This is a genomic window from Streptomyces sp. NPDC001492 (genome assembly GCF_053597275.1).
On record NZ_JBSFHW010000005.1, the window covers coordinates 231,656 to 257,655 of the forward strand.

The following is a 26,000-nucleotide window of genomic DNA, read 5'->3' on the forward strand; positions in this document are numbered from 1 at the left end:
CGCACGCGGAGGGCCGATGAAGTACCTCGACGAATACCGCGATCCCGTCCTCGCCCGGCGGCTGCTGGAGGAGCTGCGGCAGACCGCCACCCGGCCCTGGCGGATCATGGAGGTGTGCGGCGGGCAGACCCACACGCTGGTGCGCCAGGGCATCGACGAACTGCTGCCCGCCGGGATGCGGATGATCCACGGGCCCGGCTGTCCGGTCTGTGTGACCCCGCTGGAGACCCTGGACCGGGCCATGGCGATCGCCGCCCGGCCCGGTGTGATCCTCACCAGCTTCGGCGACATGCTGCGCGTGCCCGGCACGGACACCGACCTGCTGTCGCTGCGGGCGCGCGGCGCGGACGTCCGCGTGGTCTACGCCCCGATGGACGCCGTGCGCCTGGCCGCCGACCGGCCCGACCGGGAGGTGGTCTTCCTGGCGGTCGGTTTCGAGACGACCGCGCCGGCCAACGCGATGGCCGTACTGCATGCGGCCCGCCTCGGGCTGACGAACTTCTCGATGCTGGTCAGCCATGTCCTCGTGCCGCCCGCCATGACGGCGCTGCTGGAGGACCCCGACTGCGAGGTGCAGGCGTTCCTGGCGGCCGGGCATGTGTGCGCGGTGATGGGCTGGACCGAGTACGAGCCGATCGCCGCCCGCTACCGGGTGCCGATCGTGGTGACCGGCTTCGAGCCGCTGGACCTGCTGGAAGGCATCCTGATGGCCGTACGGCAGCTGGAGGACGGCCGGGCCGAGGTGGAGAACCAGTACGTGCGCGCCGTGCGCCGGTCCGGCAACACCGACGCGCAGGACGCCGTCCGGACGGTCTTCCGGGTCACGGACCGGGCCTGGCGGGGCATCGGGGCACTGCCCGACAGCGGTCTCGAACTCGCCGAGCGGTACCGGCAGTTCGACGCCGCCCGCCGCTTCGACGTGGGCGGGCTGTGCCCCGTCGAGGACGCGGAGTGCATCGCGGGCGCCATCCTCACCGGGGCGAAGCTGCCCACCGACTGCACCGCGTACGGCACCCGCTGCACCCCCCGCCACCCCCTGGGCGCGCCGATGGTGTCGTCCGAGGGCACCTGCGCCGCCTTCCACGCGGCCGGACGCACTCCGACGAGGAGCACGGCATGAGCATCCAATGCCCCACCCCGAACCACGAGGACGAGGTCGTCCTGCTGGGCCACGGCGCCGGCGGACGCCTGACGGCGGAGCTGCTGGACCGGCTCGTCCTGCCCGCCGTGGGCGACGGCACGGGCCCGCTGGAGGATGCGGCGCTGCTGCCCGGCCATCCCGGCCTGGTGATGAGCACCGACAGCTTCGTCGTCAGCCCGCTGTCCTTCCCCGGCGGGGACATCGGATCCCTCGCCGTGCACGGCACGGTCAACGACCTCGCCATGCGGGGCGCCTGGCCGCTCGCCCTGTCCGTGTCCCTCATCGTCGAGGAAGGACTTCCCCTCGCTGAACTGCGTTCCGTCATGGCCTCGTTGGGCAAGGCGGCGCAGGACGTGGGCGTGCCCGTGATCACCGGGGACACCAAGGTGGTGGGCCGCGGTGCGGCCGACCGGCTGTTCATCAACACCACCGGCGTCGGACAGCGGCACGAACTGCTGTGCCCGTCAGCCGCGTTGGCCCGGCCGGGCGATGCGGTGCTGCTGTCCGGGCCGGTCGGACTGCACGGCACGACCGTGCTGAGCACCCGTGAGGGGCTCGGCTTCGAGAGCGACATCGCCTCCGACACACGGCCGCTGCACCGGCTGGTGCGCGCCCTGGCGCCGCTGGGCGCCGCGGTCCATGTGCTGCGCGACCCGACCCGGGGCGGGCTGGCCGCCGCACTCAACGAGATCGCCCGGGACTCGTCCGTCGCCGTGGAGATCGAGGAGAGTGCCGTCCCGGTGCCCCGGGCAGTGGCCTCCGCCTGCGACCTGCTCGGTCTGGACCCGCTGGTCGTCGCCAACGAGGGCTGCCTCGTCGCCTTCGTGGACGCCGGCGCGGCCGACCGGACGCTGGCCGCCCTGCGGTCGCTGCCCGAGGGGGCGCAGGCGGTGCGCATCGGCGAGGTGCTGCAGGAGGGGCCGCGCGGGCGGGTCACCCTGCGGACGCTGGTCGGCGCCCGGCGCATCGTGGAGATGCCGCTGGGCGAGCAGCTCCCCCGTATCTGCTGACGCCGGATCTTCTGAAGCTAGGCCCGGCGGACGTCGTGGACCAGGCCTGCGATGTGGGTGGTGACCGTGTCGAGGATGTCGGCCCAGGCTGATTCGTCGCCCAGGACGAGGTAGTTGAGGGTCAGCCCGTCGGTCATGGCGGCCAGGTAGCGGGCCAGCACGCTTGCCGGGACGGCGAGTTGAAGATCCATGGTGCGGCGCAGCCCGTCGATGAGCTCGGTGTAGGCGGCGCCGTACAGCTCGTACTGCCGACGGGCCAGGTGCTCGAAACCCGGCTCGCGCAAGGCGTACTGGGTGAGTTCGTAGGTGAGCATGTGCTCGTCGGGGTGGGCGCGGACGTGGTCCCAGTACGCCTGGAAGCCGGCCCGGACGGTCTCCACGAGCGTGGCCCTGGGCCGCAGGGCCTGCTTCACCACCGTCACCGAGTGGTCGGTGAGGGTGGTGATGACGGCCTCGACCAGGGCCTGCTTGGAGTCGAAGCAGTAGTGGAAGACGCTCAGGGACACGCCCGCCTCGGCGGCGATGGACCGGGTCGTCGTCCTGGCGACGCCGTCCCGGGCCATCGCCCTGATCGCCGCTTCCGTCAGCTGTCTGCGCCGCTCGGCCGACGGCATGCGTGCCATGTGCGTCCTCGGGGGTGGTGAGGGACCTCAGGCGCTGTGGACGCCCACTTCGTACAGGGAGTATCCCCAGTCGGTGCCGCGCTGCAGGCCGTGGATGCGGACGTAGCGGGCCGGTGTGCCGGTGAAGCGGGCGGTGTCCAGGCCGCCGTCGCCGGACGTGGTGGACCAGACGGTCTGCCAGTCGGTGCCGTCGGTGGACAGTTCGATGCGGTACGCCTTGCCGTAGGCGCGCTCCCAGGCCAGTGTGACCCGGCCGACCCGGTGGGTGGCGCCGAGGTCGACCTGCCACCACTGGTCGTCGCTCCAGTCGCCGGCCCAGCGGGTGCCGTCGTCGCCGTCGACGGCGCGGCCCGGCTGGTAGCTGGTGAACGGGTTCCACTCGGAGGAACTGGCGGTGGCCGCCGCGCCCTTGGCGAGGTCGACCGAGGCCTGGTGCTGCTCGGTCGCTCCCCAGGTGTCGAGGTAGGACTCGGCGCCCCGCATCAGGTCGTTCACCACGCCCTGGCCGCCGTTGAGCCGGATGTCCTCGATCCAGTCGGGGATCAGGCCGACGTGGGCTGCGCCGTCGGTGTTGAAGTCGAAGGTGCGCTCACCGGTGGTCTGCCGGTCGATGACGGAGCCGCCGTCGGCGCTCTTGAAGGGGTAGGTGACCTTGTTCGGGGCGTCGGCGCCGCGCGGGGCGGGGTGGTCGCCGATGCCGTTGAAGTCGGTGCCGTAGCCGTAGCCCACGTGGTACTTGTCGCGCAGTGCCTTGGTGCGGGCGGCCTCTGCGACGAACCCCTGGGAGCCGTGCATGTACTGGGCGACGAAGCCGCCGAGGGAGTAGACGCGCTCGGTCCAGTTCAGGTCCATCCAGCTGTGCGAGGAGAGCACTCCGGGGTAGGAGGCGGCCTCGAAGATGTCCAGGGCCTGACCGACCGCCTTGACGCTCATGTGGTCGATCTCCAGCATCATCTTGCGTTTCATCATGCCGCGCACGGCGTAGGCGCCGAGGTCGGTGAGGCCGCGCTTGTTGCACTGGGCGTCGGAGTCGTACGCGGGGACGTCCACGCCCGCCGGCAGGTCCTTCTCCGCGGCGGAGGAGGCGGTGCCGATGGGGTTGTCGTGCTGGGGGCCTGTGCACTTCTCGGTCTGCCAGAAGGTGCCGGTGGACAGGAACTGCCCGACGTTGATGGCCGTGCCGAGGCCGCCCGAGTCGAAGCGGACGCCGCACAGGGCGTTGTCGAACTTGTGGCACAGGAACATCGAGCGCACGCCCAGCGAGTACAGCTCGTCGAGGCCCTTGTCGATGTCGGCCTTGCTGCACTGCGGGATGTCGAGGATCTGCTTGCAGCCGAACGGCTCGGAGGTCTCCACGCCCAGGACGACGGCCAGCTTGCCCTGCTTGATCACCTCACGGGCCTGGGCGCTGTCGGTGACGATCCGGAACCAGCCCTTGCCGGGGCCGCCGTACATCCTGTCGATGTAGTCCTGGAGTTGGTACGTCAGCTTCGCCTGCAGACGGATGGAGGTCATCTCGTCACAGCCGCGGTCCTTGAAGGGGTAGACGGAGCAGATCATGCCGTTGGTGACGAGGTCGTTGACCAGCACCCGCTGCCCGCCGCGCCAGGCCCGCTCCAGCCAGGCGTAGTAGTTCGCCTGATGGGTCATCGAGTCGTACGCCGGCCAGTCCTTGAAGGTCGGCCAGCCGACCGGGTCGTGCCTGCCGTCGCCGCCGTGGGTGATGTAGTCGAAGACCGCGAGGGTGCCGTCGGGGTAGTGCTCGGGACAGTCCTTGAGCGCGTCCGCGACCCCGGCCTCGGAGAACACCTTGCCGCAGATCAGTCGCCCGCCGAAGGCCTCGTTGGAGAACAGGTGGTTGTGCGCGTCGACGAATCCGCGCACGTCGCCCGCGGAATCGGTGCCGGTGAAGGGCTCACCGGTGACATTGGTCTGGGCATCCGGGGCAGGGCGCGAGGTGGGGATCCACCAGTCGTTGCCGGCCGCGGCACTCGGCGTGGGGCCGAAGGTCAGAGCCAGGAGAAAGAGAAGCAGAGACACCACGGTGACGTTCTTGCGGCTGCGGTGCGAGCGTCGAGTCGGCGTCACGGCCCACGTCCCTCGGTCGGCGGGATCGCGCGGTTGACCAACCCATGAGGTTGTCATGACCAGCGCAAGATATGGGACGAGGATGGGTGCGGACACCTACCGAGTCAAGAGTCCGGGACGCTTGACCTGATGGCGCGCGGCTTCCGCCGGCCACGCGCCACGGGGCCGTGCCCCTCAGCTGCCCGCACCGCATTCAGTGCGTCTGCCACTGTTCAGTTCTTCGCCCGTTCCGCCACCAGTTCGCCCGCGACACGCGCCGACCATGCCTCGATCTCGGGGAAGTCGCGGAAGTCTCCGCCCTTTCCCTTGCGTACGATCATCTGGGCGATGCGGCCCTTGGCACCCTCCTGCAGACAGCCTCCGAAGGTGACGTGTCCCCTGGCGTCGAGCCGGGTCATCGCGCGGCGCACACCCGGCACGGGCGGGATGTCCCGCTCGGAGGCCGAGGCGTCGAGCGGGCCGCTGCTGAAGAACCACAGCGGGCGTTCGGCCAGTGCGCGGCGGTGCCGGCGCACGAACCGGCGGGCGTCCTTGTGCCAGCGTCCGGCGTACAGCCCGCCGCCGACCACGACGGCGTCGTATCCCGTCAGGTCGACGACGGCCCCGGCCGGCAGTGCGGTGGCCGTCAGTCCCTCCTTGCGCAGGACCTCGGCCACGGTCTCGGCGATCTGCGCGGTCGATCCGTTCGTCGTCCCGTAGGCGACCAGCACATTGCCTGACATGGCGGTCCGCCTCCTCTCACAGCTTGCGCAGCCAGTCGTCGGCCACGCCGTGCAGGGCCTGCTCCTGGGGCTGGATCCTGGCGTCGTCCAGCCGGTAGGTGAGCTTGTCGACAACGGCGACCACTCCGTCGATCTGACGGGTCATGGAGACGGCGATCTCCGTCTCGCTCTTGCGCTCCATCTGACCGGAGAGCGTGACCACGCCCTCCACCACCTGGACGTCGATGCTGCGCGGCGGCAGCCACAGCGCACGCACCAGCACCTGTTCGACGACCTCGGTGCGGATGTCCGCGTCGGGCCGCAGGAAGACCTGGAGCAGGTCGCGGCGGGTGACGATGCCGACCAGCCGGTGCTCCTCGTCGAGGACGGGCAGCCGCTCGATGTGGTGCTGCGCCATGGTGCGGGCCGCCTCGACGATGGTGTTGTCGGCGTGCACCGTGAGGGGCGGCTGGGTCATCAGCTGACCGGCCGTGCGGGCCCTGACCTTCGTGGCTCGCTGTCGGGACGCACGGGTCGCGGAAGCCGGCCAGTGGCGCTTCTTCGGCTCGTACGGGTCCGGCGTCTCGGCCTGGCGGACCATGAGATCCGTCTCGGAGATGACGCCGATGACCTTCTCGTCCTCGTCGACCACCGGCAGTCCGCTGATGCGGTGTTCACCGAGCAGCCGTGCGACCTCCTTGAACGGGGTGCCGTACTCGGCGCGGACGACATCCGTGGTCATCACGGAGCCGACCTTGTTGTGCTTCATGACGTTCCTCCTCAGCGCAGGCGGCGCAGATACGGGTCGTGGGGCCTGCGCGGCAGCAGGCGCACCCGTGCGTCGAGCACGGTCACTCCGCCCGGTGTCGCGAGTACGGGGTTGAAGTCGGCCTCGGCCAGCTGCGGCAGGTCGCTCGCCATCCGGGACAGACGCAGCAGCAGCTGTTCGAGTCCTTCGAGGTCGACGGGCCGCGCGCCGTTCGCACCGAACAGGAGCGGAGCACAGCGCGGGGCCGTGATCAGGTCGTGCACGTCGTGGTCGGTGAGCGGGGCCAGGCGCGCGGCATGGTCGGCGAGCACCTCGGTGGCGGTGCCGCCGAGACCGAACAGCACGAGCGGGCCGAAGACCTCGTCCTGGACGACGCCCGCGAACAGTTCGGTGCCACGGTCGGCGAGCGGTTGCAGCACCACGCCCGTCAGCAGGCCGGCGAACCGGGTCTCCAGGTCCCGGAAGGCGGCGCGCACCTGGGAGTCGCCGCGCAGGTCGAGATGGACGGCGTGTTCGGCGGTCTTGTGCAGCAGGCCCGGCCAGTGGCCCTTCATGACCACCCGGCCGTCGGCGCCGCGCAGCCGGTCGGCAGCCAGGACGGCGTCGTCCTCGGTCTCGGCCCAGGCCCACGGCAACTGGGGTATGCCGTAGCAGTCGAGGAGTGCGGCGCACTCCCGCGGACCGAGCCAGCCGCCGTCGAGGTGGGCGTCGAGGTAGGTCTCGACGGTGGAACGGGCGCGTGCCGTGTCGACGCCGTCGAGGGCGGGGACCGTCCCGGCGGGGCGGGCGAGCCATTCCGTGCGGCGCACGGCATGGGCCAACGCCCGTGCCGCCGCCTGGGGTTCGGCGTACGAGGGGACGGTGCCGCCGTCGGCTGCGGGCAGCAGTTCCACGGGCAGCGCCTGTTCGAGCCGTACGGCGACCACCGGCTTCGGCCGGGGTCCGGACGGCCGGGTCACGGCCCGTACGAGGTCGTCGCCGGTGGCCGCGGCCACCGCCGTGGGCACCAGGGCGACCAGGACCGCGTCGGCGTCGCCGTGCCGCATGAGGCGGTCGACGCACTGCGTGAGCTGGTCCTCCGTGACGGCCGCGGTGGCGTCGACGGGGTTGCCTGCGGCGGCGCCGTCGGGCAGCAGGGCGAGCAGGTCGTCGACCAGGTGCGGGGTGGGCGCGGGCACCGTGAGGCCGGCCTCGGCGCAGGCGTCCGCGGCGAGGACTCCGGCTCCGCCGGCGTTGGTGACGATCGCGATGCGGGGTCCGGCGGGCAGCGGCTGGGAGTGCAGCAGGGCCGCTGCGTCCAGGAGTTCGCCGACGGAGCGGGTGGCGGTGATGCCGGCCTGGGTGAAGAGCGCCGCGCGGGTCATGGTGCGGGTGGCGGCCGCGGCGGTGTGCGAGGCGGCGGCGCGCCGGCCCGCGTCGGTGCGACCCGCGTCGACGGTCAGCACGGGCATACGGCGCGCGACGCGACGGGCGGTGTGGGAGAAGGCCCGCGGGTTGCCGAACGACTCCAGGTGCAGCAGCGCGAGGCGGGTGCGGCCGTCGCTCTCCCACCACTGGAGCATGTCGTTGCCGCTGACGTCGTACTTGTCGCCGAGCGACGCGAAGGTCGACACGCCGATGCCCAGCCGGGACAGCCCGTCCAGGAGGGCGATTCCCACCCCGCCGGACTGCACGGCCACGCCGGCCGTGCCGGGGCGCGGGTGGCTCGCGGCGAAGGTCGCGTCCAGGCTCAGCTCCGGGTCGGTGTTGGACAGGCCCAGGCAGTTGGGACCGACCAGCCGCATGCCATAGGTGCGACAGGCCGCCAGCAGCGCCTGCGCCTGGTCGGCGTCGAGCCCGGCGGTGACCACGAGCAGGGCCCGTACGCCCGCCTTGCCGCACTCCTCGGCGGTGGCGGGGACCGCGGCGGCGGGCACGGCGACGACGGCGAGGTCGGGGGTCAGGGGCAGGGCGCTGACCGAGGGGTGGCAGGGCACGCCGAGGAGGGAGGTCGCGGCGGGGTTCACCGCGAACATGCGGCGGGTGTAGCCGCCGGCCTTCAGATGGTGCAGGATCGCCCGGCCCACGGAGCCCGGTTTGCGCCCGGCCCCGATGACGGCGATCGCCTGCGGCCGCAGCAGGGGGCGCAGGCTGAGCACGTCGGCGGCCCGGCCGCGCTCCTCGACCGCCGAGAAGTAGCTCTCGTCCTCGTCGAGGGCGATGGTGCAGCGCACCTCGGGGCCCTCGAAGCGCCGGCCGACGTGCAGGCCGAGGTCGGCGAAGAGCCGGAGCACCTCGCGGTTCTCGCTGAGCGCGTCGGCGGTGAACGTCGTGACGCCCTCCGCGCGTGCGGCGGAGACGAGGTGTTCGACGAGGAGGGTGCCGACGCCGCGGTGGTGCAGCCCGTCGGCGACCGCGATGGACATGTCGGCCTCGGTGCCGAGGCCGCCGGTGTCGTATTCGGCGAGACCGATCACCTGGCCCGCCCGTTCGGCGAGCAGCGCGCGATATCCGCGGTGGGGTGCGGCGCAGGCACGGTCGGCGGCCATCTCGGCGGAACGCCGGCTGACACCGAAGAACCTCAGCCGCAGGTTCTCGGGGGACATCTCCTCGTACAGCCCCTGCAGTTGCTCGTGGTCGGCTGCCGCCACGGGACGGATGCACACCGTGGTGCCGTCCGCGAGCAGGGCGTGGACCGGGGGCGCGCTGGTCGTGTGGTCCGTCATCGCGGTCTCCTCCAGGTTTCTCTCCACCTCGAGCGTCCAGCGGAACGGGGCGGGGTCCCAGGGGCTGACCGGCGGTGATGAGGGGGCCGGTCGGCCCTCGGTCCCGGAGACGGTGCATGGTCCGGCGCCATCGGCCGGGCGGCCCCCACCTCGCCTTCGAAAGCCGGCGTCCGTGGCACGGCATCGTGCCGCAGGGCCATACGGGCCCGAGGGACGCACCGTCCGGCCCTCCCTGGCCAGTCGTGCGGCAGCCAGCCTGGAGGGTGGGAGGCATATGCGCGGCATTCGCCGTGCCGACACCGGAGGTGCACCATGGCCGGACCCGTCGTCGTCGGAGTCGACGGCTCTCCCGCGAGCGTGACAGCCGCGTGGTGGGCGGCACGCGAGGCCGTGGACCGGCGCCTGCCCGTGCTGCTGCTGCACTCGTGGACCACTCAGCCGCTCGACGTGCCCGTCGCGCAGGAAGCCCTCGACAAGCAGCGCTACGGAGCGCGGGTGCTGCAGCGGCTGGAGGCCGAGCTGCTGCACCGGCACGCCGACCTCTCCCTGGTCACGGAACTGGTGTCGGAGTCCGCCTCGAAAGCTCTCGTGGACGCGGGCGAGGGGGCGACGCTCCTGGTGCTGGGCTCGCGCGGCCACGGCTCCGTGGCCGGCTTCCTGCTCGGCTCCGTCAGCCTGCACGTCCTGGGCCTGGCCCAGTGCCCCGCCGTGACCGTGCGGGCCGGCGATCCCGCCGTGGAGGACGGCTGGGGCCACCCGGCGGCGATCGGCCGGCAGGAGGTCGTCGTCGGTGTCCAGGAACCTCCGCCGGTCGCCGATCCGCTGCTGGAGTTCGCCTTCACCGCAGCCGAGTTGCACGGAACCAGGGTGCGCGCGGTCCGGGCACTGCCGCCGTCGTCGCTGGTGACGCATCCGCACGCGTCCCGCGCCGGGGAGAGCTACGAGACGGACGAACGCGCGCGGCTCGCCGCCGACCTCGCGCCGTGGCAGGAGAAGTTCCCCGGCGTCGAGGTCGTCCACCACGTCGCCCGGGGTTCCGCGTCACAGGTTCTGCTCGCGGCGTCCGCGCGCAGCAGGCTGACCGTGGTGGGCCGCCGGCGTCATCCCTCGCCGCTCACCTGGAAGCTCGGCCCCGTCGCGCACGCGGCCCTGCACCACCTGCCGTGTCCCGTCGCCGTGGTCCCGCACGACTGACCCGCGACCGCCCACCCGATCGAGGCTCGTCATGGACCGAAGCACCAAGGGGAAACAGCAGCGGCGCCGGCTCTTCAGGGCGCCGGGGCTCGAATCCGTCCTGTTGGCCGTGACGGCGGCCGCACTCGTCGCGGGCGGCGTCGCGCGGCTCGCCGGGGCTTCGGGTCTCGCCGATCTGTGCTGGGCTCTGGGCACCGTCGCCGCCGTGGGCCCGGCGCTCGGCTGGGTGCTGGCCGCCCTGCGGCGCGGCCACGCCGGCGTCGACGTGATCGCTGTGCTGGCGCTCGGCGGCACCCTGCTGGTGCACGAGTACCTGGCCGGAGCGCTCATCGCGCTGATGCTCGCCACCGGCCGCACCCTCGAGGCGGCGGCGCAGCGGCGCGCCTCGCATGATCTGCGGGCCCTGCTGGAGCGCGCCCCGCGCACCGCGCGGCTGCTCACCGACGACGGGGTGAGCACGGTGCCGTCGGCGCAGGTCGCCGTCGGTGACCTGCTGGTCGTGGGGCCCGGCGAGGTGGTGGCCGTCGACGGCCGGGTGGCCGGGTCGGAGGCCGTGCTGGACGAGTCCGCGCTGACCGGCGAGCCGCTCACCGTGCGGCGTGTGCAGGGCGAGTCGGTGCGCAGCGGGGTGGTCAACGCGGGCGGTGCCTTCGAGCTGCGCGCCACCGCGACCGAGCAGGACAGCACCTACGCGGGGATCGTGCGGCTGGCCCGGCAGGCGGGCGCGGAGTCGGCTCCCGTGGTGCGGCTGGCCGACCGGTATGCGGCCTGGTTCCTGCCGCTGTCCCTGGCGGTCGCCGGGCTGGCCTGGCTGCTGAGCGGTTCCGCCGTGCGGGCGGTGGCGGTGCTGGTGGTGGCGACGCCGTGTCCGCTGCTGCTGGCGGCGCCGGTGGCGGTCGTCTCCGGTCTGTCCCGGGCCTCCCGTCTCGGGGTGGTGATCCGCGACGGAGGGGCGCTGGAGAACCTCGGCCGGGCCCGGACTCTGCTGCTCGACAAGACGGGCACCCTCACGGCCGGCCGCCCCCGCGTTCTCGACGTGGTCGCCGCGCCGCGCTGGCAGCCGGCTCAGGTGCTGCGGCTGGCGGCCTCCCTCGACCAGTACTCCCCGCATGTCCTGGCCGAGGCCGTGGTCGACGCGGCCCGCGACCGGGGGCTTCGGCTGTCCGTGCCCGAGGACGTGTCGGAGGAGCCGGGTCGCGGTGCGGCCGGCACCGTGGCCGGGCGGCGGATGACGGTCGGCCGCCGCGCCCAGGTGGCCGAAGTGCCCGCCTGGGCAAGGGCGGTGGACAACCGGGCGGTCCTGGACGAGGCGGCCGTGGCCTGGCTGTGCGTGGACGGCAGCCCCGTCGGCGCGGTCCTCCTGCGCGATCCGCTGCGCCCGGACGCCCCGCGCACCCTGCGCCGCCTGCGCGCGGCGGGCATCGAGCGGCTCGTGATGCTGACCGGCGACCGTGCCGAGCCCGCACGCGAGGTGGGCGCCGTCCTCGGCCTCGACGACGTGCGGGCCGGTCTCGCGCCCGCCGACAAGGTCGCCGCGGTGCGCGCCGAGCACGAGCGTGCCGTCACCGTGATGGTCGGCGACGGAGTCAACGACGCCCCTGCCCTCGCGGCGGCCGACATCGGTGTGGCGATGGGCGCCCGGGGCTCCACGGCATCCTCCGAGGCCGCCGACATCGTCCTGACCACCGACCGGGTGGACCGCCTGGCCGACGCCGTCACCATCGCCGTACGGGCCCGGCGCATCGCCGTGCAGAGCGCACTCGGCGGCATGCTGCTGTCGCTTGCCGCCATGGTCGCGGCGGCCTTCGGCCTGCTGGCCCCGGCCGTGGGCGCCCTGCTGCAGGAGGGCATCGATGTCGCGGTGATCCTCAACGCGCTGCGTGTGCTGCGCGACGACCGGCGGGGCCGGCCGCAGCTCACGCCCTCGGCCGAGGCCCTCATCCACCGCTTCGCCGCGGAACACGACGACCTCCAGGACGTCCTGGACGCCGTCCGCGACGCCGCGGACCGGCTGTCCGACGGCGCGGGCCCGCAGTCCCTCGCCGCGGTGGGCGAAGTGCACCGGCTGCTCACCGAGCGCCTGCTGCCGCACGAGGACGCCGAGGAGCACCAGCTGTATCCCGCGCTCGCCCCCACCCTCGGCGGGCCCGAGGCGACCGTCACCATGAGCCGTGCGCACGCGGAGATCGCACGACTCGCCCGCCGCATCGCCACCCATCTGGCGCTGGCCCGCCGCGACGACTCCCTGTCGCCGGAGCAGCTCGACGACCTGCGGGCCTGCCTCTACGGCCTGCACACCGTGTTGCGCCTGCACTTCACGCAGGAGGAGGAGAGCTACTTCTCCCTCGCACCCTGAGAATTCCCGCGAGCCACCCTCATCGAGGAGACGACATGACCGATCCTCCGCGAAACCCGGACACAGCGCAGCCGGTCCTCGACTGCGCCCGTCTCGTCCGGCGGTTCGGTGAGCGCACGGCCGTCGACGACGTGAGCCTGCACATCGCGCCCGGAGAGACGTACGGGCTGCTCGGCCCCAACGGCGCGGGCAAGACGACGACGATCCGGATGGTCTGCGGGCTGCTGCGCCCCGACGCCGGGACCGTGCACGTGGCCGGCCGTACGGTGAGCACGGCGGCCGGGCCCGCCAAGCATCTGATCGGCTTCGTCCCGCAGGACGTGGCGCTCTACCCGGACCTCAGCGTCCGCGAGAACCTTCGCTTCTTCGGCCGGCTCTACCGGTTGCCGCGTCGGCGGCTGGAGCGGCGCGTCGACGAGGTGCTGGATCTCGTCGACCTGGCCTCCCGGGCGGGCGACCGCGTCGAGTCGCTGTCGGGCGGCATGCGCAGGCGCCTCAACATCGGCGCGGGGCTGGTGCATTCGCCGACCCTGCTGGTACTCGACGAACCCACCGTGGGCGTCGACCCGCAGAGCCGGCACGCGATCCTGGAGAGCGTCACCCGCTTCGGCGAGGAGGGCATGGCCGTGCTCTACACCACGCACTACATGGAGGAGGCCGAGCGGCTGTGCGACCGCGTCGGCATCATCGACCGCGGCCGTCTGATCGCCGAGGACAGCCCGCGCCGGCTGGTGCAGTTGGTGGCCGAGCGTGACCGGGTCCGGCTCACCGCCGTCGGAGGCCTGGCGGCGTACGCGGAGGCCTGCCGCCGCCTGCCCCGGGTCGAGGGCGTGGCGCGCGGCGGGGATCGCGGCGACGTGGTCGAGCTGGTCGTCAAGGATGCGCGGAGCCTCCTGCCGGACCTGCTCGATCTCGCCCACCAGCAGGCCGTCGGCATCCGCAGTGTGGAGATCGACGAGCCCGACCTGGAGGCGGTGTTCCTGCATCTGACCGGCACCGCGCTGAGGGAGTGAGGCGTCGTGCGTGCGGTGCTCGCCATCGCCGCCAAGGACCTGCGGCAGCGGCTGCGCGACCGGTCGGCCTGGGTGATCGTGTTCCTGGCGCCGGTGCTGATCTCCGCGCTGATGGCCCTGGCGTTCAACAACAACGACACGTTCCGCGCGAACCTCGGCGTCGTGGACCTGGACCGGGGTCCGGCCGCCGCCGGGCTCACCGAGGTGCTGAAGAGCCCGGAGCTTCGCGGCACGGTCCATGTGCGCTCCTACGGCGCCGAGGCCGCTGCCCGGCGAGCGGTGGACGCGGGCGACGTGCACGCCGCGATCGTGGTGCCGCGGGGGTTCACCGCTTCGCTGCACGGCGGCAGCGCCGCGCCGGTGCGGGTCCTGGACAGCGTCGACTACGGTCTGCAGGCGCAGCTCGCCCGGGCGGTCACCGAGTCGTACGTCGCCCAGGTCAACGCCGACCGGCTGTCGGTCGCCACGGCCGTCGCCGCGGGCGCCCCGCACAGTGACATCCCCCGGCTGCCGCGAAGGCGGCCCTGTTGAGGCTGCCGGAACAGGTGCGGGCGCAGGGGCTGCCCGACGACCCGCTGAAGGTGATCAGCTACTTCGGGCCGAGCATGGGCATGTTCTTCGTGCTGTTCACGGTGGGTTTCGCGGCGCGCGGCTATTTCGTCGAGCAGCAGCAGGGCACCCTCGACCGGATCGCCGCCGCGCCCGTGGGGCGGGGCGCGCTGCTGATCGGAAAGTCGGTCTCGACGTTCGTCTACAGCCTGGCCGGTCTCGCCACCGTGACGCTGGTGTCGTGGCTCGCCTTCGACGCCCAGTGGGCCGACCCGCTGGGGGTCGCGGCGCTCAGCGTGGCCATGGCGGTGTCCGTGGTGTGCCTGACGGCTCTGGTCATCGCGCTCGTGCGCACCGAACAGCAGGCCCAGGGGCTCGCCTCGATCCTGGTCTTCGCACTCGTCCTGCTCGGCGGCAACTTCGTCTTCGCTTCCGGGACGACGCCGCTGATCCGCCGCCTCGCCCTGTTCACGCCCAACGGCTGGGCCCTGCGCGGGTTCACCGATCTGGGCACCGGGGTGCGCGGCTGGGACGCGGTCGGCGCCCCGCTGCTCGGCATCGCCGTGTTCTCGGCGGCCGTGACCGCGCTGACGGTACTGCTCCTTCGGCTGAGGAGGACGTCATGACCGCGCTCGCCGTGACCCGGGCCACCCTCACGCGGGTGCTGCGCGACCGCACGGCGCTGTTCTTCATGGTGCTGCTCCCGGTCGCGATCATCGTCGTCATCGGTGTCACCGTCAGCGGCTTCGACAAGTTCCGGATCGGACTCGTCTCCTCTCCTCAAGCGGGCCCGGTGGCACAGGAGTTGGCAACGGAGCTGCAGCACGCGCCCGGGCTGCGTACCCGCACCTACGACACCGCGGCCGATGCCCGCACCGCGCTGCGCCGTGCCGAGCTGGACGCGGTCGTCGTGGTGCCGTCCGGGCTCGACGCGCAGGTACGGGCGGGCCGCAGTGTCACGGTCCCGGTTCTGGTGGAGCCCTCGGGCAGTGCCGGGCACTCGGCCGTGACCTCGGTGTCGGCCGTGGTGGCCGGGCACGCGGCACGCCTGCAGGCCGCACACTTCGCCCGGGACGAGACGGGCGGCTCCTTCGACGGCGCCTTCGCGCTCGCGCATGACGCGGAGCGGGCCTCGTCCCCCATCGCCGTACGGGCCGAGACCGTCAACGGCCAGAGCGACTACCTGCCGCTCGGCTACAGCTACAGCACGCCGACCATGCTGGTGCTGTTCGTGTTCATCAACGCCCTGGCGGGCGGCGCGGCCATCGTGCAGACCCGTCGAACCGGCGTGTACGCGCGGGCGCTCGCTGCGCCGGTCGCCGCCCGAACGCTGGTGTTCGGGGAGACGGTCGCCTATCTGGCGCTGGCCCTCCTGCAGTCCCTGCTGATCGTCGGTATCGGAGCGCTGGCCTTCGACGTCGCCTGGGGTGATCCGCTCGCCGCCGGAGCATTGATCGCCGTGTGGGCGCTGGTTGGCACCGGTGCGGGGGTGCTGGCCGGGGCCGTCTTCCGTACGCCGGAGCAAGTGCACGCGATCGGACCGGCTCTCGGGATCGGGATGGGCATGCTGGGCGGCTGCATGTGGCCGCTGGCGCTGGTGCCCGGCTGGCTGCGCGCCGCAGGGCATTCCGTGCCGCACGCCTGGGCCGTCGACGCGTGGACGACGCTGCTGTCCCGGAACGGGGACCTCTCGGCGATCATGCGGGACCTGGCCGTCCTCGGGGGCTTCGCCGTGGTGCTCCTCAGCTGCGCGTCACTGGCCCTGCGGCACCGGTTGACCGCCGGTTCCGGGATGTGACCGGCCGGCCCCCCACATCGGTCCGGTCGGCCCGCGATCGCGTCAACTTCACGGCGGTGTACTGGAGTTGAGGAACACACGCTTTGCACCGCTGCAGGAGGGGAACGACATGATGACACCTCGCGCCCTGCGCCGTGTCGCGCTGGGCGGCGTACTGCTGACCCTCGCGGCGTCGGCACCAGCGTCCGCGACCGGCATCCGTACGGGCGCCGGCCCGTCCACGGCCGCGGCCGCTCCGGCCCGCAAGGGCAGCCCGCGCTCCGCCGTCGACCGGGTCGCCGACTTCTACGGCGCCTACATCGACGTCCTGTACGACTCCGGTCGGGGCCGGTTGGCCGACGCCCTGCGCGCCCACTATCTGACCAAACCCCTGCGCACGGACCTGGCGCGGTGGGAGTCGGCCCACCACAAGGACGGTGTGCTGCGCGCCAAGGGCGTGCCGATCGCCTGGGAGGTCGTCTACAACGACAGCGGCATGGGGCACTGCTGGACCAGGGTCACGCTCACCTGGCAGGACTCCGCCGGCCCGGTCCGTCACACCCACCTCATGGTCCAGTCCGACCTCGAAACGCAGCTGATCTCCGGCATCCGCGTGGACGCCTGACCCGGCCCGGAAGGGGCCGAAGGGTCCTGTCGGCCGCCGCAAGGACCGGTCGGCCCATGCCGGGGCGGGCGCCCCATGCCCACGATGTCCGTATGGCCCCGCCCGGAACGGCAGGGCAGGGGCACCGAGAAGGTGCCGGAGGTGGCCCATGAGCACGGTGCCCTCACGTCAGTCGTCCAGGCGTCCTGCCACCGTTCTGCATCTGCCCTGTGCCCGGCGCACCGTGGGTGTGGAGGCGGCGCTGCGGCTGCCCACCGTGGTGGTGCTGGTGGTCGAGGACGCGTGCACCGTGATCGCCCTGCGGGACTGGGAGCGGCGCGAACCGTCCCACTGGCGTCCGTGGGCCCGCCGTCGCCGGCGCGCGGAGGGCCGGCGGCTGCGGGCCAAGGAGCTACGGGTGAGGGAGCTCGCCGCGCAGAGCCTGGACGCTCCCGACTGACCGAGGAGGTGCGGTGAAGGAGACCCTGCCGCTGGGGCGGATCGCCGGTGTCCGGGTCGGGCTGCACTGGAGTGTGCTGGTCATCGTCGCACTCGTCACCGCGATGCTCGCGGGCGGCCGGTTCCCCGACGCCCACCCGGGCCACTCCGCATGGGCGTATTCGGCGCTGGCGCTGCTGACGGCGCTGGTCTTCCTCGCCTCGCTGCTGGCCCACGAACTCGCGCACGCGGTCGTCGCCCGTCGCAACGGCGTCCAGGTCGAGGGCATCACCCTGTGGATGCTCGGCGGTGTCGCGCGGCTGCGCAGCGAGGCGCCCACACCGGCGGCGGAGCTGCGTATCGCCGCAGTGGGCCCGCTGACCAGTGCGGTGCTCGGCGCGGCGCTCACGGGCCTGACCCTGTGGCTGGACGCGCTCGGTGTCTCCGGTCTCGTCGTGGAGGCGGTCGCCTGGCTGGCCGCGATCAACCTCGTCCTGGCGGTGTTCAACTCCGTGCCCGCCGCTCCGCTGGACGGCGGCCGTCTGCTGCGGGCCTTCCTGTGGCACCGCACCGGCGACCCCGTCCGAGCCACCCGCAGCGCCTCGGCGGCGGGGCGGGCCCTCGGCTGGTTCATGGTGGTCACCGGCTTCGCCGCGGTGCTGTTCGGCGGCAACATGTCGGGGCTGTGGCCCGCGCTGGTCGGCTGGTTCCTGATCGCCGCCGCCACCGAGGAGGCCCGCCATGCCGAACTGGGCGGTGTCCTGGCCGGCCTTCCCGTCCGTCAGGTGATGACCCGCGACCCGGTGACGGTGTCCGCCACGGCGACCGTCGCCGGATTCCTGGGCGAGGGCCCGTTCGGGACCTACCGGCACTCCGCATTCCCTGTGCTGGCACCGGACGGCGCACCGGCCGGGCTGGTCACGGTCAGGCTCGTCAACCGGGTTCCCCTGCAGGCCCGTGCGGCGACCACGATCGCCGACGTGATGCGCCCTCTCGCCGATGTCGCGACCGCGGCACCCGACGAGCCGGTCGTCAACCTGCTGCCGCGCCTCGAGACGAGCGCGGACCGCAGGGCCCTGGTCCTCGACGCGGGACGCGTCGTCGGCATCGTCACGCTCGCCGACGTCAGCCGCGCGGTGTCCTGGCTGACGGCCACGACACGGCCGCGGGCGTGAGGCATCCGGAGGCCGCCTGGCCGACGGCAAGAGCCGCCCATGGTGCGTGCGGCTCCGGCCCGGCGCGGCGCGGCGGCTGCTGACCCGCCGGATCCGGCTCGGCACCGACCGCAGCGACAAGCTCCTCTTCCCGCTGCTGTCCGCCACGGTCCTGCTGGGGCATCTCCTCCACCGCCGCGCACAACGTCTTCGGCGGCAGCACGACTACCGGCAGACCGTCTCGGTGTGGTTCCGCGGCATCTTCGCCCTCCAGCCGCACCCGGCGGCCATCGCCGACGCCCCGCTGCTCCTCCAGCTGCACGCCCTGACCGCCTGCCTCCTCTTCGCCGGCTGGCCGTTCCCCGCCTCGTCCACGTGTGGGGCGTCCCGGTGGGCTACCTCGTCCGGCCGTACCTGGTCCACCGACGGCGCGCAGCGACCCCGGCACCGGTCGTGGGCGGCGACCCGGCGTGCGAGACGCCTGCCCGACGCGCGGCGTGAGCACGGTCCGTCGAGTCAGGTGTCCGGACCACTGCCGTCGATCGACATCGCCAGACACTGTGCCGGCATCGTCGGCGCGTTCAGGGACGAACAGCCCGGTCGCCGGGCCATCCGGCCCTGAACGGGGCCTGAGTGGCTCTCCTGCCGACGGTTCTGTGCTGCCAGGCTTGACATGTGATCGTCGCCAGTTGTGACCCGCGGGAAGGGAGGAGCGCCATGCGTCACCGCACCGTCGCAGACCTGATGACCCGGTCCGTCGTCCGCGCCCGGCGCGACATGCCGTTCAAGGAGATCATCAAGCTCCTGGCGGACAACGACATCACCGCCGTACCCGTGGTGGACGAGTGGGACCACCCCATCGGGGTCGTCTCCGAGGCCGACCTGCTGCGCAAGACCTCCACGCAGGCCGACACGTCCGGCCGCATGCCGATACCTCACCCGGAGGCATGGGAGCGCGCCAAGGCCGAGGGCGTCAGCGCCGAGGAGCTGATGTCGGCTCCAGCGGTGTGTGCACACCCGGAGTGGACCGTGGTGGAGGCGGCCCGCCGGATGGCTGCTCACAACGTCAAACGGCTGCCCGTGGTGGACGAGGCGGACCGGCTGCTGGGCATCGTCAGCCGCGGTGACCTGCTGCGGATCTTCCTGCGCCGTGACGACGCCGTCCACGACGAGATCACCCGGGACGTACTGCACGGGACCCTGGGCCTTGCTCCCTCGGAGGTGACCGTCCAGGTACGCCAAGGGCAGGTGACCCTCGGCGGGTCCGTCGAGGCGAAGAGCCTGATCCCCGTCATCGAGCGGCTGTGCCGGAGCGTCGACGGTGTGGTCTCGGTCTCGGAGCACATCGCGTACCGGACCGACGACTCCCGGAACCTCCCCCTCGGAACCTGAGCCTCGCCGCGGGATCCTGCTCCGCGTGGGGCGCAAGGTCGCCCGGCGGACCGCCGTCGCTCATGATGGAAAGGGAGTCGAACGGCACTTCGAGTTCACGTCCACGGAGGTGCGCGAAGCCATGAAGGTGGGAGTGCTGACCGGTGGCGGTGACTGTCCCGGTCTCAATGCCGTGATCCGCAGCGTGGTCCGCAAGGGCGTCCAGGAGTACGGCTTCGACTTCGTGGGTCTGCGGGACGGCTGGCTCGGTGCGCTCCGGGGCACTGTCGTGCCGCTGGGCATTGCCGAGGTGCGGGGAATCCTTCCCCGCGGCGGAACCATCCTCGGCTCCTCCCGCACCAACCCGTTCAAGCACGAGGACGGGGTGCAGCGCATCCGGGACACGCTGGCCGCGCACGAGGTGGACGCGCTCGTCGTGATCGGCGGAGAGGACACGCTCGGTGTGGCCACCGAGCTCAGCCGTCAGGGGATCCGTCTGGTGGGCGTGCCGAAGACCATCGACAACGACGTGTCCGGTACGGACTACACCTTCGGCTTCGACACCGCCGTCGGCATCGCGACGGAGGCCATCGACCGTCTGCACACCACCGCCGAGTCGCACATGCGCACCCTGGTGGTGGAGGTGATGGGCCGGCACTCCGGATGGATCGCCCTGCAGGCCGGTGTCGCGGGCGGGGCCAACGTGATCCTCGTGCCGGAGCGGCCGTTCGACATCGACCAGGTCTGTGCGTGGGTGAAGAGCAGGTTCAGAATCAACTACGCGCCGATCGTCGTGGCGGCCGAGGGGGCCGTCCCCAAAGAGGGCCAGATGATCCTCAAGGACCGGACGCTCGACGAGTTCGGCCATGTGCGGCTGTCGGGCATCGGCGAGTGGCTGGCCCAGGAGATCGAAAAGCGCACGGGCACGGATGCCCGCACCACCGTCCTCGGTCACATCCAGCGCGGCGGCACCCCGAGCGCCTTCGACCGCTGGCTGGCCACGCGCTTCGGGCTGCACGCCGTCGACGCGGTCCACGACGGTGACTTCGGCAAGATGGTGGCCCTGCGCGGCACCGAGATCATCCGTATCCCCCTCGATGACACCCGCGGAAGGACCAAGACGGTCGATCCGGCGCTGTACGACGAGTTCCAGGTGTTCTTCGGCTGAAGCCGGCATCCGCGGAAACACGGCCTCGGCGGGAGAGGCCCAGGCTTGTACCGCCCGCAACCGCGCCCCTTCCACACGGCCCCCACAGGTCCCGGCGAAAGTGCCGTCCGGGCCCATGCCCCGCTCGGAAGTACGGCGGACAGGGCCATTCGTCCTGTGCAAGGGCCCAACGGGCTCTGCCGGGCGACCGGCACCGCACAGCATCGTGGACAGTGCCCGTGAGCCGACCGTAGGCACCACGGTTCACGCACCACACCCATCCGGTGGGCCCGTCGAAGCTCCGCGTGCGGCTCCCTCCATCGGAATTCCGGGCAACAGGAGAGGCGGAATGGTGACCGACATCCAAGGTTTGCTGGGCGATGAGGCCAAGGACCTGCTGACCTACGCCGTTCAGGGAATTCCCAAGGAGGACTTGGTGCTCCCGGGGCCCGACTTCGTGGACCGGACCGTGGCCGCGACCGACCGCTCGCCCCGGGTACTGCGCAACCTGCAGTCCCTCTTCGACCACGGCCGTCTGGCCGGCACCGGCTACGTGTCCATCCTGCCGGTCGACCAGGGCATCGAGCACTCGGCCGCGTCCGCGTTCGCGCCCAACCCTCGCTACCTCGACCCCAAGAACATCGTCGAGCTCGCAGTCGAGGGCGGGTGCAACGCGGTCGCCAGCACACTCGGCGTACTCGGAGCCGTGTCGCGGCGCTACGCACACAAGATCCCCTTCATCGTCAAGCTCAACCACAACGAGCTGCTGACCTACCCCAACCACTACGACCAGATCATGTTCGGCAGGGTCGAGCAGTGCTTCGACCTCGGCGCGGTCGGCGTCGGCGCCACGGTCTACTTCGGCTCGGAACAGTCCGATCGCCAGTTGCAGGAGGTCAGCGAGGCTTTCGCGCGCGCCCACGAACTGGGCATGTTCACCGTGCTGTGGTGCTACCTGCGCAACTCGGCGTTCAAGAAGGACGCCGTGGACTACTCGGCATCGGCCGACCTCACCGGGCAGGCCAACCATCTCGGCGTGACCATCGAGGCCGACATCGTCAAGCAGAAGCAGGCCGAGAACAACGGCGGTTACCGCGCACTGGGCTTCGGCAGGACCGACCAGCGGCTGTACGGGACGCTCACCACGGACCACCCGATCGACCTCACCCGCTGGCAGGTGGCCAACTGCTACATGGGCCGGGTCGGGCTGATCAACAGCGGCGGCGCCTCGGCCGGGCAGAACGACCTCGCCCAGGCCGTCCGAACGGCAGTGATCAACAAACGGGCCGGCGGCACCGGCCTCATCACCGGCCGCAAAGCCTTTCAACGGCCCACCGGCGAAGGGATCGAGCTCCTCAACGCCGTCCAGGACGTCTACCTCGACGAGAGCGTCGCCGTCGCCTGACGCAGGCAGGGCCCGGACGCCCCGGCAGGTGCGATCCCAGCCGGGGCGGCTGGAGGGCACAGCAGCCGATCACTGAGGGGGGCACCGAGGCGTGGCAGGCTGATCGCGCCGCCGCCGGCCCACACAGCTTCCACCAGCGGCCGGTGCGGGCGCCGGCTGTCCTGCTGGGAAGAGCAGCGCGCCGGACTTCCGGTCAGCGTGAGCCACTGGGAGGAGCCGCTGTACTGAACCTCCACATCGGCCGACTGCCGGCACATGCCGAAAGTCCACGGTTTCCGGGCTGGTTGACCGCTGCGGGTCAGCCGCGGACCGCAGCCATGCACTCGTCGTACAGGTCCATGATGTCGCCGTCGCCATCGTTGGCGACCCAAGTCATCGACGCGGCATCCAGGCATGCGAACGCCGCCGCAATCACCGCGCGGGCCCTCGCGCCCTCTGTGCCGGTAGCTGCGTCCATACGGGTCTCGATGAGCGGCAGCAGGTTCTCCTGGAACCGCAGTCGCTTCTCGAGCCAACCGGCACGCAGCGAGGCGGTGTTGTGCAGGAGGCGGAACCGCTCCAGGGCCTGTTCTCGGCTGTCGTGCAAGGCCAGTACGGCAGCAACCCCTGCACGCAGGGCCTCCCAGGCACCGGCATCGGCGGGCTGTTCACTGATCGTGTCCATCAGGACCTCGCCGAACCGGTCCTGGCCGCCGCCGAGAAGGTCCTCCTTGGAGCCGAAGTAGCGAAAGAGGGTGCGCTGAGAGACCCCGGCCTCTCGGGCGATCTGGGCGATGGTCGTCTCGTCGTAGCCCTGCTCGGTGAACAGGCGCAACGCCGTCTCAAGGATCTCTTGGGAAGCCAGCTGCCGTGTCCGGTCCCACAGCGTGGTCGGTGTCCCCATCGCTGACTTGGCTTCCTGCTTCATGTCACCAGACTAACCCAGCACTGCCAGGTCGACAGCCCCATGCACTTTGGCAGTAACTGCCAGGTTGTCGTACGCTGCCACGAGTGACGGCGCAGCACAGCCCACTGCCCCACCGGAAGAGCCGCTCACCCTCCGGCCAGAAGTACACAAAGGAGCGCATCATGCCTGCACCCACAGCTTTGATCACCGGTGGAACCAGCGGCATCGGCAAGGCGACCGCCGAGCTACTCCACTCCCGCGGCTACCGCGTCATGGTCACCGGCCTCGGCCATGTCTCCGACACCGGACTTCCCGAAGGCGTCACGGCTGTCCGGGCCGATGCGCGGTCCCTGCCGGACATCGACCAGGCGATGGACCACGCGCGCCGCCAACTCGGCTCCCTCGACCTGCTCTTCCTCAACGCGGGCATCTCCCGTCCCGGCCCGATCGAATCAACCGACGAAGACGCCTTCGACGCCCTGTTCGACGTCAACGTCAAGGGGAACTTCTTCACCCTGCAAAAGGCGCTGCCTCTCCTCAACGAGGGCGCCTCGGTCGTGTTCACCGTGGGGGCCGCTGAAGGGCTCGGGGCCGCGATGACAGCCGCCAAGGGCGCACTGCTGCCCCTCATGCGGTCCCTCGCGCTCGAACTCGCCCCCCGCCGCATCCGCGTGAACGCGGTCAGCCCAGGAATGGTCAACACCCCCGCCTACAGCAAGATGGGGATCTCCCAGGAAATGATCGACTCCTGGGCCGGGGGCGTCCCGCTCGGCCGCGTCGGCGCTCCCGCCGAGATCGCCGAAGCCGTGGCCTTCCTCGCCTCGGACGCCGCCGGCTACATCACCGGCGACAACCTCACCGTCTCCGGCGGCATCGGTGTTCACGCCAACGCCTGAACCTTTCAGGGCAGAGCCGAATTACTCGTCCGGGATCCGACGCTCCGGCTGCGGCCCTGGCGAGCCGATGGCCCGTGCGGGAACCCGGCACCGCCACTTCGTTCTCCACCACGGATGGATGGGCCGCCCTCCTTCCCTGCCTGTGTGCCCCGCCGTGCCCTTGGAACTGACCGCTGCCGAGTGCCACCGCTCAAGAAGTCGGCCCATGGCCCCAGCACCCGCCCCAGGCACGCCGGCGGGCGACGATCGTGCTCCTGGCAGCAGGAGGCCGCGGCTGGGCCCGGATCGCCGCCGAAATCCACCTGCACGTGAACACCGTGCGCCGCTGGCGCAGCCGATTCGCGGTCGCGCGGCGGTGCGTACGCGTGGCGCGGTGCAAGAGGGTTGCGAGCATGATGCGCTTGAGGTCGGGCAGCACCGTACGGGTGACGTCGAGGAGGGGGACGTCCGGGTCGATGAGCGCGCCCATGGATTCCAGGGGGACTCGACCTCGTTCAGTAGCAACGTCACCTGTCTCGTGGGGTGCCGCGTCGGTTGAGGTGAACTCCGCGGTGTCGAATGGCCCCGGTCTGCTCGCGCGTGTTCGATGTCACGGACCCGTCGGCGGCGGGTGACCCCGGGCGCGGGGAGCCGGTGTCCGGTGGCGGGTGGGTGTCGCGGAGAGTGAGGCGAAGCCAGCTGGCCCAGCCGATCGGCTGAACCGCCCAGAAGCTGACGGCGCGATAGAGCAGCGCGGCGGCGACGGCTTGGTCCGCGGGCAGCCCTTGGACGACGAGCAGGGTGCTCAGGCTGGCCTCGGCGATGCCGAGGCTGCCCGGTGTCAGGCGCAGGCTGATGGAGATCTGCGTCAACCCGTATGTGATCAGAATGCCGCGCCAGGGCACATCGCCCCTCAGCGCCCACAGGCAGGCGGTGAGCGCGGCGGCGTCGCACACCCAGTTCAGCAGCGCCCACCCGAAGGGGTGGGCCCAGCCGCGCAGGCCGGGCTGGAGGGTCTCGGCCTGGTGCAGGACGTCGGCGAGCAGGCGGCCGAGCCGTCTTCCGGCCCGCCATCGCGCGGTGACGTGCTGCATCGCGCGGCGCAGGCCCGATGAGCGGGTGAGGCAGACGGCCACCGTGATCGTGGCGACCAGCGCGGCCGCCGACACGAGAACCACGGTCCGCAGCCCCGCGCCCGGTGCATCGGGATCGGCCGGCAACGCACCGAGTGTCAGCACCAGCGCGAGAGCCAGTGCGGACAGGGCCCCGGCGACGACCAGCATCGCCGCGGCGAGTGCCAGGACGATGCCCCGGCGGCGGAGCTGGCGGATCGCCCACGCGACGGACAGGGCGCTGCCTCCGGGGAGCGCCCCGGCCATCGCGTTTGCGGCGAACACGAGGCGGGTCATGGTCCCCAGGCCCGGCCGCGTCCGCACCCCGCGCAGCAGCCGCCACTGCAGTGCGGCAAGGGAGACGAACGACGCCGCCTCGAACGCGAGGGCGAGGACCAGTTTGGGGACGCTGACGTGGGTGAGGAGGTGGGCGCTGCCGACCAGTTCGCGACGGTGGGAGACACCTGCGGCCACCGCGAGGGCGACGACGCCGGCCGTGCCGGTCCACCAGACCCACACCTGCCACCTGGGCCGGCCGTCCCCTTCCGGCCCGGCGACCGGCTCCGCCGACGGCTCCGCTGCCGGACGGCCGTTGTCCGGTCGTGCGGGAAGGTCGCTCACGTCACTGCTCGCCTTCATAGTCGCCTGCCGACCGGGCGATCCCGCGTCCGGGAGCAGTCACAGGTCGACGCGGCGGCCGTCTGAGGTACGGGCGGTGCGCGACCCGGCGCAGAAGAGCGGCAGCCCGTTCTTGCAAGACGGGAGTGACCGCGATGCCGGTGCCGAGTTCGAACCTGGCGGGCTCGGTAAGTCCGGGGACGATCTGGAGGTGCCCGGCGCAATAGGCAGTCATCTCCTCGCCGTTGGGGGCGCTGGTCACAGCGTAGTTGCAGGGGGACGTCGCCGAGTCGACCGCGCGGCGCCCCGAAACCTGGCCCAGGAGCACGCGGCCTGTTCCAGGTCCTCCTCGGAAAGCATCGGCGAAGGCCCTGGTGACGGCGGACCACGAGTCAGGTCTCGCACGAGGTGCGGGCGGCGTACGGGGCCGACGCGGCTGTGGGGTGCGGGGCTGGATGCGACCG

General features: G+C 72.0%; 24 protein-coding genes. 17 read left to right on the top strand and 7 right to left on the bottom strand.

The genetic code is table 11. The features are described 5' to 3' along the window. Positions 1-16 precede the first annotated feature (16 nt). A complete protein-coding gene (hypD, locus tag ACWC1K_RS08790; protein ID WP_450829617.1) occupies positions 17-1,120 on the top strand; it encodes a hydrogenase formation protein HypD in 1,104 nt (367 codons plus the stop codon). Continuing rightward, entirely contained in the window at positions 1,117-2,151 is a 1,035-nt protein-coding gene (gene hypE / locus ACWC1K_RS08795; RefSeq protein ID WP_450829619.1) for a hydrogenase expression/formation protein HypE, read from the top strand. Before hypD ends, hypE begins: the two co-directional genes overlap by 4 nt. A gap of 17 nt (positions 2,152-2,168) precedes the next feature. Here hypE and ACWC1K_RS08800 read toward each other — a convergent pair whose 3' ends face one another. From ACWC1K_RS08800 to ACWC1K_RS08820, 5 genes are all read right to left on the bottom strand, one after another. Further along, positions 2,169-2,774, bottom strand: a complete 606-nt coding sequence (locus ACWC1K_RS08800; protein WP_450829621.1) for a TetR/AcrR family transcriptional regulator — start codon at positions 2,772-2,774, stop codon at positions 2,169-2,171. A 27-nt stretch (positions 2,775-2,801) separates the two neighbouring features. Further along, positions 2,802-4,862 carry a discoidin domain-containing protein gene (locus ACWC1K_RS08805; protein ID WP_450829623.1) on the bottom strand — a complete coding sequence of 687 codons (2,061 nt, stop codon included), beginning with the start codon at positions 4,860-4,862 and terminating at the stop codon, positions 2,802-2,804. Positions 4,863-5,074: 212 nt separating this feature from the next. Next, a complete protein-coding gene (locus ACWC1K_RS08810; RefSeq protein WP_450829624.1) occupies positions 5,075-5,584 on the bottom strand; it encodes a flavodoxin domain-containing protein in 510 nt (169 codons plus the stop codon). Positions 5,585-5,600: 16 nt separating this feature from the next. After that, positions 5,601-6,332 (bottom strand): CBS domain-containing protein, encoded by a 732-nt coding sequence (locus tag ACWC1K_RS08815; RefSeq protein ID WP_450829625.1) that lies wholly within the window; start codon positions 6,330-6,332, stop codon positions 5,601-5,603. Positions 6,333-6,343: 11 nt separating this feature from the next. Then, entirely contained in the window at positions 6,344-9,037 is a 2,694-nt protein-coding gene (locus ACWC1K_RS08820; RefSeq protein ID WP_450829626.1) for a bifunctional acetate--CoA ligase family protein/GNAT family N-acetyltransferase, read from the bottom strand. A 312-nt stretch (positions 9,038-9,349) separates the two neighbouring features. On the opposite strand from ACWC1K_RS08820, the gene ACWC1K_RS08825 reads away from it, so the two are divergent. The 13 genes from ACWC1K_RS08825 (at position 9,350) to ACWC1K_RS08885 (ending at position 22,045) form a co-directional block, all read left to right on the top strand. Beyond that, positions 9,350-10,231: a universal stress protein gene (locus ACWC1K_RS08825; protein WP_450829628.1), complete on the top strand. Its 882-nt coding sequence runs from the start codon at positions 9,350-9,352 to the stop codon at positions 10,229-10,231. 31 nt (positions 10,232-10,262) lie between these two features. Next, complete coding sequence (locus ACWC1K_RS08830) at positions 10,263-12,587, top strand: heavy metal translocating P-type ATPase (protein WP_450829629.1); 2,325 nt, start codon at positions 10,263-10,265, stop codon at positions 12,585-12,587. Positions 12,588-12,622: 35 nt separating this feature from the next. Beyond that, a complete protein-coding gene (locus ACWC1K_RS08835; protein WP_450829631.1) occupies positions 12,623-13,600 on the top strand; it encodes an ABC transporter ATP-binding protein in 978 nt (325 codons plus the stop codon). 6 nt (positions 13,601-13,606) lie between these two features. Beyond that, complete coding sequence (locus ACWC1K_RS08840) at positions 13,607-14,131, top strand: ABC transporter permease (RefSeq protein ID WP_450829633.1); 525 nt, start codon at positions 13,607-13,609, stop codon at positions 14,129-14,131. Continuing rightward, the gene (locus ACWC1K_RS08845) at positions 14,128-14,775 is read left to right on the top strand and encodes an ABC transporter permease (protein ID WP_450829634.1); all 648 of its coding nucleotides are present in this window, start codon (positions 14,128-14,130) and stop codon (positions 14,773-14,775) included. The genes ACWC1K_RS08840 and ACWC1K_RS08845 overlap by 4 nt, the downstream gene beginning before the upstream one ends. Further along, positions 14,772-15,947: an ABC transporter permease gene (locus ACWC1K_RS08850; RefSeq protein ID WP_450829636.1), complete on the top strand. Its 1,176-nt coding sequence runs from the start codon at positions 14,772-14,774 to the stop codon at positions 15,945-15,947. The genes ACWC1K_RS08845 and ACWC1K_RS08850 overlap by 4 nt, the downstream gene beginning before the upstream one ends. Positions 15,948-16,056: 109 nt before the next feature. Next, positions 16,057-16,551 carry a hypothetical protein gene (locus tag ACWC1K_RS08855; protein ID WP_450829638.1) on the top strand — a complete coding sequence of 165 codons (495 nt, stop codon included), beginning with the start codon at positions 16,057-16,059 and terminating at the stop codon, positions 16,549-16,551. 148 nt (positions 16,552-16,699) lie between these two features. Continuing rightward, positions 16,700-16,990, top strand: a complete 291-nt coding sequence (locus tag ACWC1K_RS08860; protein WP_450829639.1) for a hypothetical protein — start codon at positions 16,700-16,702, stop codon at positions 16,988-16,990. Between the two features lie 13 nt (positions 16,991-17,003). Continuing rightward, positions 17,004-18,143, top strand: a complete 1,140-nt coding sequence (locus ACWC1K_RS08865; RefSeq protein ID WP_450829641.1) for a site-2 protease family protein — start codon at positions 17,004-17,006, stop codon at positions 18,141-18,143. 46 nt (positions 18,144-18,189) lie between these two features. After that, positions 18,190-18,744: a respiratory nitrate reductase subunit gamma gene (locus ACWC1K_RS08870; RefSeq protein ID WP_450829643.1), complete on the top strand. Its 555-nt coding sequence runs from the start codon at positions 18,190-18,192 to the stop codon at positions 18,742-18,744. Between the two features lie 95 nt (positions 18,745-18,839). Continuing rightward, the gene (locus ACWC1K_RS08875; protein ID WP_450829644.1) at positions 18,840-19,514 is read left to right on the top strand and encodes a CBS domain-containing protein; all 675 of its coding nucleotides are present in this window, start codon (positions 18,840-18,842) and stop codon (positions 19,512-19,514) included. 121 nt (positions 19,515-19,635) lie between these two features. Then, a complete protein-coding gene (locus tag ACWC1K_RS08880) occupies positions 19,636-20,661 on the top strand; it encodes a 6-phosphofructokinase (protein WP_450829846.1) in 1,026 nt (341 codons plus the stop codon). Positions 20,662-20,989: 328 nt separating this feature from the next. Further along, positions 20,990-22,045 carry a class I fructose-bisphosphate aldolase gene (locus ACWC1K_RS08885; protein ID WP_450829645.1) on the top strand — a complete coding sequence of 352 codons (1,056 nt, stop codon included), beginning with the start codon at positions 20,990-20,992 and terminating at the stop codon, positions 22,043-22,045. Positions 22,046-22,343: 298 nt separating this feature from the next. Here the strand turns inward: ACWC1K_RS08885 and ACWC1K_RS08890 are convergent, their stop codons facing one another. Next, on the bottom strand, positions 22,344-22,952 hold the full coding sequence (locus tag ACWC1K_RS08890; RefSeq protein ID WP_450829646.1) for a TetR/AcrR family transcriptional regulator: 609 nt from the start codon (positions 22,950-22,952) through the stop codon (positions 22,344-22,346). A 161-nt stretch (positions 22,953-23,113) separates the two neighbouring features. Between ACWC1K_RS08890 and ACWC1K_RS08895 the strand changes: the two genes are divergently transcribed. After that, positions 23,114-23,827, top strand: coding sequence for an SDR family NAD(P)-dependent oxidoreductase (locus ACWC1K_RS08895; RefSeq protein WP_450829648.1), 714 nt, complete (start codon positions 23,114-23,116; stop codon positions 23,825-23,827). A 173-nt stretch (positions 23,828-24,000) separates the two neighbouring features. After that, on the top strand, positions 24,001-24,441 hold the full coding sequence (locus tag ACWC1K_RS08900; RefSeq protein WP_450829847.1) for a helix-turn-helix domain-containing protein: 441 nt from the start codon (positions 24,001-24,003) through the stop codon (positions 24,439-24,441). Here the strand turns inward: ACWC1K_RS08900 and ACWC1K_RS08905 are convergent. Continuing rightward, a complete protein-coding gene (locus ACWC1K_RS08905) occupies positions 24,334-25,539 on the bottom strand; it encodes a lysylphosphatidylglycerol synthase transmembrane domain-containing protein (RefSeq protein ID WP_450829650.1) in 1,206 nt (401 codons plus the stop codon). The genes ACWC1K_RS08900 and ACWC1K_RS08905 overlap by 108 nt on opposite strands. Between the last annotated feature and the right edge of the window lie 461 nt (positions 25,540-26,000).